General features: G+C 46.6%; 16 protein-coding genes. 14 read left to right on the forward strand and 2 right to left on the reverse strand.

Annotation, left to right across the window (positions count from 1 at the left end; genetic code table 11):
- Positions 1–9: 9 nt before the first annotated feature.
- The 13 genes from frr to FD963_RS02935 are packed head-to-tail and all read left to right on the forward strand — an operon-like array spanning position 10 to position 12,424.
- Positions 10–570, forward strand: a complete 561-nt coding sequence (frr, locus tag FD963_RS02875; RefSeq protein WP_215362850.1) for a ribosome recycling factor — start codon at positions 10–12, stop codon at positions 568–570.
- A gap of 25 nt (positions 571–595) precedes the next feature.
- Positions 596–1,369, forward strand: coding sequence for an isoprenyl transferase (locus FD963_RS02880; RefSeq protein WP_215362851.1), 774 nt, complete (start codon positions 596–598; stop codon positions 1,367–1,369).
- Between the two features lie 28 nt (positions 1,370–1,397).
- Positions 1,398–2,225 carry a phosphatidate cytidylyltransferase gene (locus FD963_RS02885; protein ID WP_215362852.1) on the forward strand — a complete coding sequence of 276 codons (828 nt, stop codon included), beginning with the start codon at positions 1,398–1,400 and terminating at the stop codon, positions 2,223–2,225.
- A complete protein-coding gene (ispC, locus tag FD963_RS02890; RefSeq protein WP_215362853.1) occupies positions 2,225–3,421 on the forward strand; it encodes a 1-deoxy-D-xylulose-5-phosphate reductoisomerase in 1,197 nt (398 codons plus the stop codon). The genes FD963_RS02885 and ispC overlap by 1 nt, the downstream gene beginning before the upstream one ends.
- On the forward strand, positions 3,409–4,542 hold the full coding sequence (locus tag FD963_RS02895; RefSeq protein ID WP_215362854.1) for an RIP metalloprotease: 1,134 nt from the start codon (positions 3,409–3,411) through the stop codon (positions 4,540–4,542). Before ispC ends, FD963_RS02895 begins: the two co-directional genes overlap by 13 nt.
- On the forward strand, positions 4,539–6,878 hold the full coding sequence (gene bamA, locus FD963_RS02900; RefSeq protein ID WP_371818483.1) for an outer membrane protein assembly factor BamA: 2,340 nt from the start codon (positions 4,539–4,541) through the stop codon (positions 6,876–6,878). Before FD963_RS02895 ends, bamA begins: the two co-directional genes overlap by 4 nt.
- Before the next feature lie 18 nt (positions 6,879–6,896).
- Positions 6,897–7,424, forward strand: a complete 528-nt coding sequence (locus FD963_RS02905) for an OmpH family outer membrane protein (protein ID WP_215362855.1) — start codon at positions 6,897–6,899, stop codon at positions 7,422–7,424.
- 5 nt (positions 7,425–7,429) lie between these two features.
- Positions 7,430–8,497, forward strand: a complete 1,068-nt coding sequence (lpxD, locus tag FD963_RS02910; RefSeq protein WP_215362856.1) for a UDP-3-O-(3-hydroxymyristoyl)glucosamine N-acyltransferase — start codon at positions 7,430–7,432, stop codon at positions 8,495–8,497.
- Between the two features lie 46 nt (positions 8,498–8,543).
- Positions 8,544–8,993, forward strand: coding sequence for a 3-hydroxyacyl-ACP dehydratase FabZ (gene fabZ / locus FD963_RS02915; RefSeq protein WP_072583028.1), 450 nt, complete (start codon positions 8,544–8,546; stop codon positions 8,991–8,993).
- Positions 8,993–9,790 carry an acyl-ACP--UDP-N-acetylglucosamine O-acyltransferase gene (lpxA, locus tag FD963_RS02920; protein WP_215362857.1) on the forward strand — a complete coding sequence of 266 codons (798 nt, stop codon included), beginning with the start codon at positions 8,993–8,995 and terminating at the stop codon, positions 9,788–9,790. Before fabZ ends, lpxA begins: the two co-directional genes overlap by 1 nt.
- Positions 9,750–11,006, forward strand: a complete 1,257-nt coding sequence (gene lpxB / locus FD963_RS02925; protein ID WP_215362858.1) for a lipid-A-disaccharide synthase — start codon at positions 9,750–9,752, stop codon at positions 11,004–11,006. The genes lpxA and lpxB overlap by 41 nt, the downstream gene beginning before the upstream one ends.
- Complete coding sequence (gene rnhB, locus FD963_RS02930; protein WP_215362860.1) at positions 11,003–11,596, forward strand: ribonuclease HII; 594 nt, start codon at positions 11,003–11,005, stop codon at positions 11,594–11,596. Before lpxB ends, rnhB begins: the two co-directional genes overlap by 4 nt.
- Before the next feature lie 3 nt (positions 11,597–11,599).
- Positions 11,600–12,424 carry an RNA methyltransferase gene (locus FD963_RS02935; protein ID WP_215362862.1) on the forward strand — a complete coding sequence of 275 codons (825 nt, stop codon included), beginning with the start codon at positions 11,600–11,602 and terminating at the stop codon, positions 12,422–12,424.
- A gap of 16 nt (positions 12,425–12,440) precedes the next feature.
- Here the strand turns inward: FD963_RS02935 and FD963_RS02940 are convergent, their stop codons facing one another.
- A complete protein-coding gene (locus FD963_RS02940; RefSeq protein WP_072583021.1) occupies positions 12,441–13,268 on the reverse strand; it encodes a pyruvate, water dikinase regulatory protein in 828 nt (275 codons plus the stop codon).
- A 106-nt stretch (positions 13,269–13,374) separates the two neighbouring features.
- Here FD963_RS02940 and ppsA point away from each other — a divergent pair, with 106 nt between their 5' ends.
- Positions 13,375–15,780 (forward strand): phosphoenolpyruvate synthase, encoded by a 2,406-nt coding sequence (ppsA, locus tag FD963_RS02945; RefSeq protein ID WP_251367279.1) that lies wholly within the window; start codon positions 13,375–13,377, stop codon positions 15,778–15,780.
- Positions 15,781–15,868: 88 nt separating this feature from the next.
- Here the strand turns inward: ppsA and FD963_RS02950 are convergent, their stop codons facing one another.
- Positions 15,869–16,765: a peptidase gene (locus tag FD963_RS02950; protein ID WP_215362864.1), complete on the reverse strand. Its 897-nt coding sequence runs from the start codon at positions 16,763–16,765 to the stop codon at positions 15,869–15,871.
- Positions 16,766–16,814 lie beyond the last annotated feature (49 nt).

A 16,814-nucleotide genomic window follows, 5' to 3' on the forward strand; every position in this document is an offset into this window, starting at 1 on the left:
GGAGGCCTGATGTCCGCAGCAGAAATTAAAACCAATACCGATCAAAAGATGCAAAAGTCTCTTGAGGCTTTGAAGACCAATTTAGCCAAGATTCGCTCTGGCCGTGCTAACCCAGGAATTCTGGAGCACATTCAGGTGGACTACTACGGTAACCCAACGCCATTAAGTCAGGTTGCTAGCCTAGGCTTAGCAGATGCGCGCACCATTAACGTTCAGCCATTTGAAAAGACGATGGTTGCAGTTATTGAAAAAGCAATTCGTGATTCCGATTTAGGCTTAAACCCAGCATCTCAGGGTACGGTAATCCGCGTGCCAATGCCTGCTCTGACTGAAGAGCGCCGCCGCGACCTCACAAAGGTTGTGAAGAATGAGGGTGAAGAAACTAAGATTGCTGTTCGTAATTTGCGTCGCGATGCAAATGAGCATTTAAAGCGCCTGACTAAGGACAAAGAAATTTCCGAAGATGAAGAGCGTCGTGCTACTGATGACATTCAGAAGATGACGGATAAGGCGGTGATCGATGTTGATAGGATCGTTTCAGAAAAAGAAAAAGAAATCATGACGGTTTAAGGCCGGCTTGAATTTTCAGCCTCTCATGACTCAACACTCTAGTTCAACCCTAGCTATCCCAGAGGTAAGTGCTATACCGCGCCATGTGGCGATCATCATGGATGGCAATGGGCGTTGGGCTAGTAAGCGCATGATGCCTCGTGTTGCTGGGCATTCAGAAGGTTTGAGTGCTGTGCGAAAAATCGTTGAAGAATGCCGTAAGCTTGGTGTTGAATATCTCACGGTATTTGCCTTTAGCTCAGAGAACTGGCGTCGCCCACCAGAAGAGGTGGGCTTCTTGATGAAGTTATTCCTGAAGTCACTCAAGGGTGAGGTGTCTCGTCTGGCGGAAAACGATATTGCTTTGCGTTTAATTGGTGACTTGAGCCGTTTTGATTCCGCTATCCAAGAGATGGTGCAATTCTCTGAGGAAAAGACTGCTGAGTGCAAGGGGTTAACTTTTACGATTGCTGCCAACTATGGTGGTCGCTGGGATATCTTGCAGGCAATGCGCCAATGTCTTTCTGCTAACCCCAATTTGAAGCCAGAACAGGTTACCGAAGAACTACTTCAACCACATCTCTCAATGGCGTACGCTCCAGAGCCGGATTTGTTTATCCGCACTGGTGGCGAGCAGCGCGTTAGCAATTTCTTGTTATGGCAACTGGCTTATACCGAGCTGTACTTCACAGATGTTTTGTGGCCCGACTTTGATGAAAAAGAATTGCATCAGGCGTTTGACTGGTTTAGCCAGCGCGAGCGCCGTTTTGGTCGTACCAGTGCTCAGCTTGCCTCTCAAGCAATGAGCGATGCAGTTTAACGCTGCTAATTACTAAGCTTAATTTCCCATGTTAAAAACCCGAGTCATTACCGCCCTTGTTCTATTGGCGGTATTGCTACCCATTCTGTTTTTGCTCCCGGCCATGTATGTTGGCGCATTTTTTTTGGTGGCTTTATTGGCCGCTGCTTGGGAATGGAGTCGTTTACTAGCGCCTGATGCAGGACGTGCTGCCTGGTTATACGCATTATTTTGCTTGGCCATTATTTTGTTTTTGCTGGGTATGCAAAATGCCTCCTGGCAATTTTCTTTATTACTTTTAGCCGTCATTTTTTGGTTCTTCGTTGCACCGTTTATCTTGGCGAAAGGCATGAATCTTTCGCTAGAAAAGCTGCGACCTTTTTATGTGGTTCTCGGCTTAATTTTGTTGCCAGCCACTTGGTTTGCATTGGTTTTCTTGCGCGAGTTAGGGCTGATCTTTTTGCTTAGCAGCATGGCTCTAGTATGGGTTGCCGATATTGGCGCTTACTTTGTTGGTAAGGCGTTTGGTAAGCACAAGCTTGCTGTGCAAATTAGTCCAGGTAAATCGATTGAAGGTGCCGTTGGCGGTTTAATGCTCTGCTATGTTTATGCGTTCTTATGCGTTTACTTTTTGCCTTTTGAGTCGACCTTGTTTGGTGCCTGGGCTATCCGCTTTGGTTGGGTTCCCATGTTCCTGATGGTCACGGTATTAACAGCCTTCAGTATTTTTGGGGATTTATTTGAATCTCAGTTAAAGCGTTTAGCTGGCGTCAAAGATTCTAGTCACTTATTACCAGGCCATGGCGGAGTGTTGGATCGGGTGGATGCTTTGATTCCGGCAATGCCCATCGCAGCGCTATTGGCGGGATTTGTGTAATGTCAGTCAAGCAGGTTGCCATTCTAGGTTCTACTGGCTCCATTGGCGTTAATACGCTCGATGTGATTCGTGCTCACCCAGATCGCTTTAAGGTAGTCGCACTTACCGCAGCAAAGCAGGTGGATTTACTGGCTAAGCAGTGCGCTGAATTTACGCCAGCTATTGCGGTAGTAGCGGATGCTGATGGTGCCGCTCGCTTGAGCAAAATTTTGCTCGAGAAAAATATTAATACGCAGGTCTTGCATGGACCGCAAGCTTTAGTCAGCGCCGTTACTGAATCGCATTGCGATACCGTCATGGCTGCCATTGTGGGTGCAGCAGGATTGGTGCCCGCTTTAGCTGCTGCAAAAGCTGGCAAAAGAGTATTGCTCGCAAATAAAGAGGCCTTGGTCATGTCTGGCGATTTATTTATGCAGGCGATGAAGGTGGGGGGTGGCGAATTACTGCCAATCGATAGTGAGCACAATGCCATCTTTCAATGTCTGCCCATTCAATTTTCTAAAGACCCCAATCCGAGCTTAGGGGTTGAAGAACTGTGGTTGACTGCCTCTGGTGGACCATTCAGGAGTACGCCGCTTGAGCAATTGGCCAGCATTACTCCCGAGCAGGCTTGTGCACATCCCAACTGGGTGATGGGCAGAAAGATTTCAGTTGATTCTGCGACGATGATGAATAAAGGCCTTGAAGTGATCGAGGCGTTTTGGTTGTTTGGTTTGCCTTTGGAAAAAATTAAAGTATTAATTCATCCGCAAAGCGTTGTGCATTCGATGGTTCGGTATCGCGACGGTTCTGTGCTTGCGCAATTAGGTCAGCCTGATATGCGAACCCCTATTGCTTATGGTCTAGCATGGCCAGAGCGTATCGAAGCAGGTGTGGCTCCGCTCAGTTTGACGCAGTTGGCAAACTTAAGTTTTACCGATCCAGATCTAGAGCGATTCCCTTGTCTTTCTTTGGCGTTTGCCGCCGCTAAGACTGGGGGTACAGCGCCAGCGGTTCTGAATGCTGCCAATGAGATTGCTGTAGCAGCATTCTTAGATGATGGTCTACCGTATTTGCAAATCCCCCATGTGGTGGAGAGCGTGTTGAGCTCTATTTCTTCCGTCAATGCAGATTCGCTAGAATTAATTCTGGATGTGGATGCTCGTGCTCGTCAAGCAGCGAAAGTGGTGGTGAGGGAAATTCTTTGCAGGCATTGATTACTCTCGCAGCTTTTTTGTTAACCCTGGGTGTGTTGGTTAGCTTTCATGAGTTTGGGCATTTTTTTGCTGCCCGCTGTTGTGGAGTTCGAGTCCTTCGCTTCGCCATTGGTTTTGGTAAGCCGTTGTTCACTTACCATGCAAAAAATAATACAGAGTGGGTATTGGCTGCAATTCCATTGGGCGGCTATGTGAAATTACTCGATGGTCGAGATCGCCAGCAAGTGATTGCCTCGGCCGATCAATCTGAAGCATTTGATCAAAAGCCCTTATGGCAGAGATCAATGATTGTGGCTGCGGGCCCATTAGCCAATTTCTTTTTAGCGATTGCCTTTTTTGCCTTGATCTATATGTCCGGCGCTCCGCAATTACCTGCTGTGCTACAAAATCCCCCTGAAAATTCGGTGGCTGCCAAGCTTGGGTTGGTAGCAGGTGATCGGGTGATTGGTTGGCAGAATTTGGGCTCTGAGGAGAGTGGTGCGCCCTTTTTTGGGGATTTTGACCCTGTGCCGAGTTGGAATGCCTTGCGCTGGAGCTTGATGGATGCGCTTACCGGACAGAATGGGTTTGCTCTAGAGCTAGCAACAGCTGCTGACGGAAGCTCCATAAAGTCCTTTTATGCCAAGGATTTACCCAAAATTAGCCCTCATCAGGATCCGATGTTGGGCCTGGGCATTCTCCCTGCATTAACCCCCTTGGCGCAGTGGCAGGACCTGAAATTAGGGCCGGTGGATGCGCTCATTTTTGCCTCAAAGAGAGTGTGGGTAATTACAAAGGTTTCTGCAAGACTGATGGCTGGATTGTTTACCGGTAATACCTCCTTAAAACAGCTGGGTGGACCCCTCAGCATTGCGGATATGGCGGGTAAATCAGCACAGGTGGGGTGGCAGCCATTTTTGGCCTTTTTGGCGCTTATGAGCATTAGCATTGGTTTGCTGAATTTGCTCCCTTTTCCGATGCTTGACGGGGGTCAGCTACTGTATGATGCATGGGAGTTGGTCGCTGGTAAGCGGATTTCGACATCAATGCAGGAGCAGCTCCAAAAAGTGGGCTTTATTTTGCTGATTTCTATGTCATTACTGGCCTTGTTTAACGATTTACAACGCTATATTTCGCCTTGAATCCTCTGACACATTCTTTCCGTATTTTTGCCCGCTTCATCACCCATATCCTGGTATATTCTGTGCTTGGGTTGAGTTTGAATGCCTCCGCGGCCGAGTCATTTGTGGTGAAAGATATTCGTGTTGAAGGTTTGCAGCGCGTAGAGCCTGGAACGGTATTTAGTTATTTACCTGTTCAAGTGGGTGATACCTTTACCGAAGAAAAAGGTGCGGAATCCATTAAGGCTTTGTATAGCACTGGATTTTTTAGAGACGTGCAAATTCAAGAGCAGGGTAACGTTCTCATTGTGATCGTGGAAGAGCGCCCAACGATTTCTCGTATTGAATTTACGGGGATGAAAGAGTTTGATCCCGAGATCGTGCGTAAGTCTTTAAAAACAGTGGGTGTTGCTGAAGCGCGTTTTTACGACAAGGCTCTAATTGATAAGGCCGAGCAAGAATTAAAGCGCCAATATGTTGGAAAAGGCATGTATGCGGCTGAGGTGGTCGCTACGGTTACCCCAGTTGAGCGTAACCAGGTTGCTATTTACTTCAATATTGATGAAGGCCCTGTTGCCAAAATTCAAGAGATTAACTTTATTGGTAATGAAGTCTTTAGCGAGAGCACGCTGAAAAGTGAGATGCAATTAAAAACTGGCGGTTGGTTGTCTTGGTACAGCAAAGATAATCTTTATTCCAAGCAAAAGTTAACTGCCGACTTGGAGTCCATTCGATCTTATTACCTCAATCGTGGTTATCTCGAATTTGTGATCGAGTCTACTCAGGTGTCGATCACCCCGGATAAAAAGGGCATCTACCTCACTATTAGTATTCGTGAGGGTAAAAAGTTTACCGTTAAAGATGTGCGCTTAGCTGGTGAAACGTTGGGTAAAGAAGCAGAGTTGATGCAGTTGGTTGTTTTGAAGCCCGGGGATACATTCTCATCGGCTAAATTAACCGAGAGCACCAAGGCAATTGCTGAGATATTGGGTTCTTATGGCTATGCATTTGCAACCATTAATCCGCAACCAGATATACGTCGCGACGTTGCCGAGGTCGACCTCACTTTAGTGGTTGATCCAGGACGTCGTATCTACGTGCGCCAAGTGGCCATTTCTGGAAATGCAAGAACTCGTGACATGGTGATTCGTCGCGAAATGCGTCAGTTCGAAAGCTCTTGGTTTGATAGTGACAAAATTGATCTATCCAAAAAGCGTTTAGGTCGCTTAGGTTATTTCACTGAAACTGATGTCACCACGGAAGACGTTCCAGGCTCCCCTGATCAGGTTGACGTCAATGTCAAGGTTACAGAAAAGCCAACGGGTGCTGTCACTCTTGGTGCAGGCTTTTCTTCAACCGAGAAATTGATTTTGTCTGCCGGCGTTAATCAAGATAACGCGTTTGGTACTGGTACTGCGATTGGTTTGAATGCTTCGTTAGGTAAGATTACTCAGAATCTAACGCTCTCAAATTACGACCCGTACTTTACGGAAGATGGCATTAGTCGTTATACCGATCTGTACTATCGTTCATCCAAGCCTTTGTACTATGCTGGCGATCCAGATTATCAAATTAAGTCCGTTGGTTCCAACATTAAGTTTGGTGTTCCGTATACCGAGGTTGATCGTGTGTTCTTTGGAACAGGCATTGAGGTATTCAGTATTTATGCCACCACCAATACACCGATCCCTTATCAGAATTATGTAACCAGCTATGGCGGAACGGTGCCAGGCCGCTTGCAAACATACAACGTACCTCTAACAGTCGGATGGGCGCGTGATGGTCGCGATAGTACTTTGATTCCTTCTGACGGATCCTTGCAGCAGCTCTCTGCTGAAGTGGGAACCCCCGTTGGAGATCTCACTTTTTATCGTATTTATGGCCAGTACCAGAAATACCACTCATTCTCAAGAGGCAATATTCTGTCCTTTAATGGTGAGGTTGGTTATGGCGAGGCTTATGGCAGCAAGCCCTTCCCAATTACTAAAAACTACTATGTGGGCGGTATTGGCTCTGTTCGTGGCTATGCTCCTGGCTCTTTGGGCCCTCAGTACTACAACACCATTATTGGCTCCTACCAGCCTACTGGTGGTCAATCGAAAATTGTTACTAACGTGGAATACACCTTCCCTGTTCCGGGTTCGGGTGTCGATAAGACCTTGCGTCTATTTACCTTCGTGGACGGCGGTAATGCGTTTGGGGAAAACATCAATCTAGTTCTGAGATATTCCTATGGATTGGGTTTATCATGGATATCACCATTAGGGCCACTGAAATTCAGCTACGGTATTCCGTATAAGTCACAACCAACGGACAACGTTCAGCGTTTGCAGTTCCAAGTAGGTACAGCGTTTTAATTGTTTAAGGAAAGTTTTATGAAGCTTTATCAATCTTCTAAATGGATTCAAGTTGGCGTGATCGCTGCCATGACAGTAATCGCAGCCCCTCAAGTTTTCGCTCAAGATGCAGGAACGCGCGTTGCTGTTGTTAATTCTGAGAAAGTTTTCAACGAGTCGAACCTAGCTAAAGCAATGCAAACTCGCCTGCAAAACGAATTTACTAAGCGCCAGAATGATTTGCGTGATAGCGCTCAAAAAATTAAATCTGCCGCTGAAAAGTTGGATCGCGATGCTGCCGTAATGAACGAAGCTGAGCGCGTTCGTCGCCAACGTGAGTTGGCTGATCAGGATCGTGAACTGCAACGTAAGCAACGCGAATTTACTGAAGATCTCAATCAGCGCACTTTCGAAGAGCGCGCTAAGATTGCTGAAAAAGCAAACTTAGTATTGAAGCAAATTGCAGAGCAAAGAAAAATTGACATCATCGTTCAAGAAGCAGCTTATGTCAGCCCTAAGGCTGATGTAACCGATGACGTTATCAAGGCTTTAAATAGCCAGAAGTAAGCTTTATGCCGACCGCCATTGAGCTGGCCGAACAGTTTCAAGCAAGCTTGGTGGGGGAGGCTTCCCACGGATTTACTGGCCTCGCTCCTTTGGAGCGAGCGCAGTCAGATCAAATTTCCTTCCTCAGCAACCCTCTTTATAGACAGCAAGCTAGCGATAGTGTTGCTGGCGCATTGATTGTTGGCAAGTCTGATTTAGAGTTTTTACAAGCTAATCCCGGTGCAAATTCTGCCAAGCGGGTGTACTTTGTCTCTAAAAATCCATACGCTACATTCGCCAGAATGGCGCAGTACTTTGCAAAAGCAAATAGCCCAATTTTTACCCCAGGAATTCATCCTAGTGCAGTGATTGATTCCACCGCAAGCGTTCCATCTTCCTGCCACATCGGGCCATTTGTGCAAATTGGCGCGGGCGTAAAGTTGGGTGAACGTGTTTCTATTCTTGGAAATTCCAGCATTGCCAGGGACAGCATTATTGCAGGCGATACGCTGATCTATCCCTCCGTTTCTATTTATTACAGCACTCAGATTGGTGAGCGTTGCATTATTCATAGTGGCGCAGTCATCGGCGCCGATGGTTTTGGTTTTGCCCCAGATTTTTCTGCTACAGGCGGTGAGTGGGTCAAGATTCCTCAGACGGGGCGAGTGGTCATTGGCAATGATGTCGAGATTGGCGCCTCAACCACGATTGATCGTGGCGCGATGAGTGATACGGTTATAGGTGCAGGAACAAAGATTGATAATCAGGTGCAAATTGCGCATAACGTAGTGATAGGTAATTGCTGCGTTGTCGCTGGATGTGCAGCTATTTCTGGCAGTACCAAAATTGGTAATTTTTGCATCATTGGCGGCGCAGCAAACTTTGCGGGCCATCTCACGATTGCCGACAGAACTACGGTTTCTGGTAATACCTCTATTATTCGATCCATTACGGAGCCTGGGCAGCATTTCACAGGAGTTTATCCATCAATGCTCCACGGCGCCTGGGAGAAAAATGCGGCTATTTTGCGTGGGCTAGATAAAATACGTCAGCGCTTGCGCTTGTTAGACAAAAACAAAACTACGGAATCTTGAGATTCTGTTAAATCAAAATTAATATTTACTTTTCAGCGGGTCATTTATGAGCACACCAATCGCAATCGACATCAATAAGATTCTTCAATTGCTACCGCATCGCTATCCATTCCTATTGGTAGACCGCGTATTAGAAATTACCCCGCGTGAAAGCATCACCGCATTAAAAAACGTCACCATGAATGAGCCTTTCTTTCAGGGTCATTTCCCAGATTTCCCAGTAATGCCTGGTGTGTTAATTATTGAGGCTTTAGCGCAAACTGCTGCTTTGCTCACATTCTCTGAAGAGCGCGCGGAAGATGCAATCTATTACTTTGCTGGCATTGATGGCGCACGCTTTAAAAAGCCCGTATTGCCTGGCGATCAGTTAATCATGACTGCCACATTAGAGCGCGGTCGTGCTGGTATTTATAAGTTTGCTGTTAAGGCAACCGTGGATGGTGAGATTGCTGCAGAAGCTAATATCACTTGTGCGGTTCGTACGAAAGGCGCGTAATGACTCGGATTCATGCATCCGCTGTTGTTGACAGCAAGGCTGAGCTGGCTAGTGATGTTGAGGTTGGCCCGTATTCCGTCATTGGCCCTAACGTCAAGATAGGTGCTGGTACTAAAGTGGGGTCTCATGCGGTGATTGAGGGTTACACCACAATCGGTGCGCAAAATAGCTTTGCTCACTTTGCAGCCATTGGTGGCCCCCCGCAGGATATGAAATACCGTGGCGAGCCAACCCAGTTGATTATTGGTGACCGCAATACTGTGCGTGAGTTCACGACGATACATACGGGTACCTCACAAGACGAAGGCATTACTCGTATCGGTAACGATAACTGGATCATGGCTTATGTTCATATTGCGCATGACTGCCAGGTTGGTAATCACACGATTTTTTCAAGCAATGCGCAAATCGCTGGCCATGTTCAGGTTGAAGATTGGGCCATCATGGGCGGTATGTCTGGTGTACATCAGTTTGTTCGTATTGGTCAGCATGCGATGTTGGGTGGTGCTTCCGCGCTAGTACAAGATATCCCACCATTTGTGATTGCTGCTGGAGATAAAGCCTCCCCTCACGGTATTAACGTTGAGGGTTTAAAGCGCCGCGGTTTCTCAAGTGAAACGATCTCTGCCTTACGTCAAGCCTATAAAGTACTTTATAAGGATGGCCTGAGTTTTGAGGACGCTAAAGTAGAGATTCAGAAGATGGTTGTTGCTTCAGCGGCAGATGCTGCTACTGCTGAGAAGCTCGCACAGTTCCATGACTTTATTGCCGCTTCTACACGCGGCATTATTCGGTAACGGAAATACTTTGCCAAAGTTAGCTTGTGTAGCTGGCGAACCTTCTGGCGATCTATTAGCAGCGCCAGTTCTTAGTGCGCTAAATCAAATTCCGGATATGGCCGGTCTTGAGGTTTATGGAATCGGGGGGCCTCGCATGCAGGCCGAGGGCATGCGCTCCGATTGGCCCATGGAAACCTTGAGTGTGCGAGGTTATGTTGAGGCTATTAAGCAGCTTCCATCTATTCTGAAGCTGCGTAAGGAGCTGATTGAAAACCTTCTGAATGAAGGTCGCCCAGACGTTTACTTGGGAATTGATGCCCCAGATTTCAATTTAGGTGTAGAGCTTCAATTACGCAAAGCAGGTATCCCCACTTTGCATTTGGTCTCGCCATCTATTTGGGCATGGCGAGCAGGGCGCATCAAGAAGATTTCCCAAGCAGTGGAACGCATGCTTTGCATCTTCCCCTTTGAAACTGAAATCTATGACAAAGCTGGTGTGGCATCGACTTATGTGGGTCATCCACTGGCTAGTGAAATTCCGCTTGAACCTAATATTCAGCAAGCGCGAGAAAAATTAAGTAAACACCTCAAAATTCCTACTGCTTCACTTGAAGGGTTGGTAATTGCTGTCTTACCTGGAAGTCGTGGATCAGAGATTGAGCTCATTGCCCCGGTTTTTTTTGAAACGATGCAGTTATTGGCTGAGAGGTTAAAAGGTCAGAAGCTACATTTCTTAATTCCGGTGGCAACACCACGATTACGTGAGCCTCTTGAACAACTTTTACTCAAGACAAAAAACAGCAATCCAGATATCCAGATTCATCTGCTGGATGGCATGGCTGATGAAGTGCTAGAAGCATCGGATGTTGTACTAATTGCTAGTGGTACAGCCACTTTGCAAGCTGCCCTATGGAAAAAGCCGATGGTGATTTCTTATAAGGTGCCTTGGTTAACTGCGCAGATCATGAAACGCCAAGGCTATATGCCTTATGTAGGTCTGCCAAACATTTTGTGCGGCGAGTTCATTGTTCCTGAACTTCTTCAAAATGATGCTACTCCAGAAAAACTAGCTAATGCCATACAAGCCTGGTTAGAACATCCAGCTAAAGTTGTCAAACTCAAAGAACGTTTTGCCCGGATGCATGAAACTTTACGTCGCCCCACTGGTTTATTGGTTGCGCAAGCCGTAGTGCAAACTATTGCCAATCAACGTAAGAATAAAATAAGCGTATGAGCCTTATTTGGGTTTGCGGTGTAGATGAAGCAGGGCGTGGACCATTAGTTGGTGCGGTGGTTGCTGGTGCCGTAGTGCTTGATCCCAATAATCCAATTGAAGGTTTAAAAGATTCTAAGAAGTTAACCGCTATTCGTCGTGAATATCTCTACGAGCAGATTATGGAAAAGGCAAAGGCTTGGGGTGTTGGCGAAGCCAGTCCAGCTGAGATCGATGAGGTGAATATTTTGCAGGCCACTATGCTGGCAATGCGCAGGGCAATTGAAGATCTCACTACACGCTTAGGCACTTGGCCTGATAAAGCATTGATTGATGGCAACCGTTGTCCGGAGTTACCGATTGCTGCAGAAGCGATTGTGAAGGGTGATGCTAAGGAGCCTGCTATTTCAGCGGCATCGATAGTTGCCAAAGTCACGCGTGATCGCCAGATGCAGATATTGCATGAACGCCATCCAGAATATGGATTTGCGCAACACATGGGTTATCCAACGGAAGCGCATTTTGCAGCTCTCAAGCAATACGGCGTATGTGATCAACATAGAAGAAGTTTTTCGCCGGTGCGAAAAGTTCTAGAAAACCAAAACCATTAAGTCATGAACTTTGATCTCATCACCTCCAAAGAGAATCCCTTATTTAAAGAGATTCGTAACCTACAGGCTACTGGATCTAAGGGGCAGAAGGCTAGACTCGCTTGCGGCCAAGCTTTATTGGAGGGCATTCATCTAGTTCAAACTTGGGTGGGTGATCCTGCTTTAAGAACTCTCCTCACATCAGAAATCGGCCTCAAGAATGTAGAGATCGCACAAGCCGTCTACGAACATCTCGAAATGTGTCCTGAGACTAAGGTATTTCAGCTAGATAGTGCCCTATGGGATCTACTGAGTGACTTAGTGAATGCCCCGCATATTGCAGGTTTGCTTGATCTACCCAAGTCCACGTTCGCGACACCCCAATCCATTGCAACTTTTGATGGCGATGTCGTGATATTGGATCGAGTACAAGATGCGGGTAACGTGGGTTCTATTTTGCGCACCGCAGCTGCAGCAGGCTTTACTCAAGTCATCGCTTTATCAGGCTGTGCCCATCTGTGGTCCACAAAAGTATTGCGTGCTGGTATGGGGGCTCATAAGCTGCTAGATTTATATGAAGGCTGGTCTAACCAACAGTTGCTGAGTGCAGTTACAGCGCCATTGCTTGCAGCTACAGCAGATGCAGAGCAAGATCTCTACTCCCTGAAAAAAGAGCTGCTGCATCCGGTTGCTTGGGTAATGGGTAGCGAGGGGCAAGGTGTTTCGGATGATTTGCTAGCTCAAGCTAAAGGAGTTTCCATCCCGATTGATCCTAGGGTGGAATCCTTGAATGTTTCAACTGCAGCAGCGGTATGCCTATTTGAGACTCTGCGGATTAGGCGTACTTAAACCAAGGGATTAAAACTTATCCCAGTATTGTTTTATCCGACTTGATTGCTTGTAGCACGGTAGTTGCAATCTCTTCAATGGATTTGCTGGTAGTGAGCACCCAAGGGATGGATTGTTTTTTCATCATCGCCGTTGCTTCATTAATTTCATAACGGCAGTTTTCCAGCTTGGCGTAATTGCTGCCGGGTCTACGTTCATTGCGAATCTCTGAGAGCCGTTCCGCATCAATCATTAAGCCAAAGATTTTTTGGCGATAGGGCACTAGATCCTTTGGAAGTTGCCCCCGTTCAAAGTCTTCTGGAATGAGGGGGTAGTTTGCAGCTTTTAATCCGTACTGCATTGCCAGGTACAAGCTTGTTGGCGTTTTTCCCACTCTGGAGATGCCAATCAGAATGACATCGGCTTCAGCCAGGTTTTGATTGGACTGGCCATCGTCATGGGCCAGGGAATAGTTAATGGCCTCAATCCGGTTCTTATAGGCCTCGGTATCGGCATTGTGGTGAAGGCGGTTCATGGCATGGGTGGATTTCATGCCTAAGGCTTCTTCTAGAGGGGCTACAAAGGTCTGGAACATGTCCAAAATTAGGCCATTTGCCTTGGCTACAATGGCGTTGAGTTCAGAGTTCACCAAAGTGGTGAAAACGATGGGTTGTACCCCATATTTAGCTGCCGCCTGGTTGACGCTGCTAACGGCATCGTGGGCTTTATCCACGCTATCCACAAAAGGCACCCGAATATGCTTAAAAGTGGCCTCAAATTGAGCCAAAATCGATTGGCTGAAGTTCTCGGCGGTGATGCCGGTGCCGTCAGAGACAATAAAAACAATGCGGGTTTCGTTAGACATGGATTTGGCTTAAAAGTCAGGGTCAGCACTACAATAGAATGATATTAAAGCATGCCCCATTTTAGGTGGCCGCTAGACCAGTTTCCTTATCTTTTGAGAGTATTTTATGTCCAACCAACAGCAACAAAATAGCAGTATGGCTGATGCCTATGTTTTGCCTTTCGAGCAACTCCGTATGACTGATGTTGAATCAGTCGGCGGTAAGAATGCCTCACTAGGAGAAATGATTTCTCAGTTAGCGTCTACTGGGGTTCGTGTTCCTACAGGTTTTGCAACGACTTCATTAGCATTTCGTGATTTTCTAAAGCATAACAATCTGACTGAGCGTATTCAGCAGCGCTTGGAAGGTTTGAATATTGATGATGTGCGTGCATTGGCGCAAGCTGGTGCAGAAATTCGTAGCTGGATTGAAACAGCTCCATTTCAACCAAAGTTGGATGAAGAAATTCGTAAAGCATTTGCTGTATTGGATGACTCTGGTAAAGGTTCATTTGCGGTGCGTTCATCAGCTACTGCCGAAGACTTGCCAGATGCTTCTTTTGCTGGCCAGCAAGAAACTTTCCTGAACGTCGAAGGTATTGATGATGTTCTTAAGAAAATTCGTGAAGTATTTGCTTCTTTGTATAACGATCGCGCTATCTCCTACCGTGTTCACAAGGGCTTTGCCCACGCTGAAGTAGCCTTATCTGCCGGCATCCAGCGCATGGTCCGCTCTGACTTAGGCGCTGCTGGTGTGATGTTTACTCTGGATACCGAGTCTGGATTTGAGGATGTGGTTTTCATTACCTCTAGCTATGGCTTGGGAGAGACTGTTGTTCAGGGCGCAGTAAACCCAGACGAGTTTTATGTATTCAAAACCACTTTGGCTCAAGATAAGAAGGCGATCATTCGCCGCTCTTTGGGTTCAAAGTTAATTCAGATGCAATTTGCCCCTAAAGGCTCTGCAGAAAAAGTAGAGACTGTTGATGTCACCCCAGAAAAGCGTAACCGCTTCTCTTTGGAGGATGCAGATATCACGGAGTTAGCTAAATATGCGGTGATCATTGAGAAGCATTACGGTCGTCCAATGGACATCGAGTGGGGTAAGGATGGTCAAGATGGCCGCATCTACATCTTGCAAGCGCGCCCTGAGACTGTGAAGAGTCAAGCTGCTGGACAGGTAGAGATGCGCTACAAATTAAAAGGTAGCTCAAAGGTACTAGCAAAAGGCCGTGCGATTGGTCAAAAGATTGGCGCTGGCCCTGTACGTATTATTCGTGACCCAAGTGAGATGGATCGTGTTCAGCCAGGCGATGTCTTGGTTGCCGATATGACTGACCCGAACTGGGAGCCAGTCATGAAGCGTGCTTCTGCGATTGTGACCAATCGTGGCGGACGAACATGCCATGCAGCGATTATTGCCCGTGAATTAGGCGTACCTGCTGTTGTTGGTTGCGGTGATGCCACTGAGCATTTACAAGACGGCATGATGGTGACAGTTTCTTGTGCTGAGGGTGATGAAGGCCATATTTATGATGGTTTGATCGAAACCGAAGTCACTGAAGTTTCCCGTGGTGTGTTGCCAGAGATTCCAGTGAAGATCACTATGAACATTGGTAATCCTCAGTTGGCATTTGATTTCTGCCAGATTCCAAATGCCGGTGTTGGTTTGGCTCGTCTTGAGTTCATCATTAATAACTACATTGGTGTGCATCCACGTGCTGTATTGGAATATCCAAACATTGATCCTGATCTCAAGCGTGCAGTTGAGAGCGTTGCTCGTGGTTACGCAAGCCCACGCCAGTTTTACGAAGACAAGTTGGTTGAGGGCGTAGCAACCATTGCCGCTGCTTTCTATCCAAAGCCAGTAATCGTTCGTTTGTCAGACTTCAAATCCAATGAATATAAGAAGTTAATTGGCGGATCGCGTTACGAGCCTGATGAAGAGAATCCAATGTTGGGATTCCGTGGTGCGTCACGTTATGTTTCTGAAGACTTTGGCGAAGCCTTTGCTCTCGAGTGCGCAGCAATGAAGCGTGTTCGTGAAGATATGGGCTTGGACAACGTAGAAATCATGGTTCCGTTTGTACGTACTATCAATCAGGCTAAGCGCGTGATCGACATGATGGAGAAGTTTGGTCTGAAGCGTGGTGTGAATGGTTTGCGTCTCATCATGATGTGTGAGATCCCATCTAATGCGATTTTGGCTGACCAGTTCCTGGAGTACTTTGATGGCTTCTCAATCGGCTCAAACGACATGACTCAATTAACTCTGGGCCTAGATCGTGACTCCGGCATGGAATTGTTGGCTATCGACTTTGATGAGCGTGATCCAGCGGTAGAGTTCATGATTGCTCGTTCAATTGATGCTTGCCGTAAGCAAAATAAATATGTTGGTATTTGCGGTCAAGGCCCTTCAGATCACCCAGACTTTGCTCGTTGGTTGGTTGAGAAGGGAATTACCTCAATCTCATTAAATCCAGATAGCGTAGTGGCTACCTGGGAGATGTTGGGTAAGAACTTAAAAGCCTAAACCAAAGCGGATAGCATTAAAGCAAAAGGCCTAGATTTTTTCTAGGCCTTTTGTTTATCAATGTATCCAACGCTTGAATATTGGAAACTTACTTTTTCTTTGCAGTCGCCTTCTTTGGCACCACTTTCTTTGCCGCCTTCTTTACGGGAGTGGCCTTGGTTGTTCTTGTGGCTTTTTGAACTTTTACTTTAGAGGGAGGATGATTGATTGGAACAATCCCCATTTTTTTAGCGGGAGTGGAGATGTCACTCGATTTATGAGCGCCGCTCCAGCTAGGTTCCGCTATGGAGTTAAAAGCCTCGCGTAGTTTCTCGCCCCATGCTTGATGGATCATCGCGAAATAGGGGTTTGCATCATCTAGGGTGACGAGCTTCGTGGCTTTCAGAGAATTTTTTTCGTAAACCAGCATATCTAGAGGCAGTCCAACCGAAATATTACTTTTTAGAGTGGAGTCCATGGAGATGAGGGCGCACTTGGTCGCAAGATTAAGTGGTGTATTGAAGTTGAGTACTCGGTCCAAGATTGGCTTGCCGTACTTGGATTCACCAATTTGGAAATAGCAAGTCTCGGGTGTAGCCTCAATAAAGTTCCCTGCCGAGTAAATATTAAATAGGCGCGGTTTCTCGCCTTTTACTTGACCACCAAAAATCATATTGCAGTTAAATTCAAGACCTGATTTTTCAAGTGCAGCATGATCGCGTTCATACACTTGTTTAATAGCATCGCCCACTAGAACGGCTGCTTCGTATGAGTTTTTGGCTGTCCAGAGGTTCTTACCTTTAAAAAGCTGTCCTTGAAGCAGGATTTCTTTAACGGATTGGGTGATGGCAAGATTGCCGGCACTCATTAAGGTAAAGAAGCGATCCTTGTTTTGAAACAGGGTCATCTTTCTAAAGGTGCCGATTTGGTCTACCCCAGCATTTGTCCGGGTATCGGATAAGAAAACAAGACCATCTTTAAGGCAAAGACCAACGCAATACGTCATACACAGACCCTCTTCATTATTTCCTGGAATTATCTCTTAAATATCCCAG

This window comes from Polynucleobacter sp. JS-JIR-II-50 (assembly GCF_018687895.1).
Lineage (GTDB): Bacteria > Pseudomonadota > Gammaproteobacteria > Burkholderiales > Burkholderiaceae > Polynucleobacter.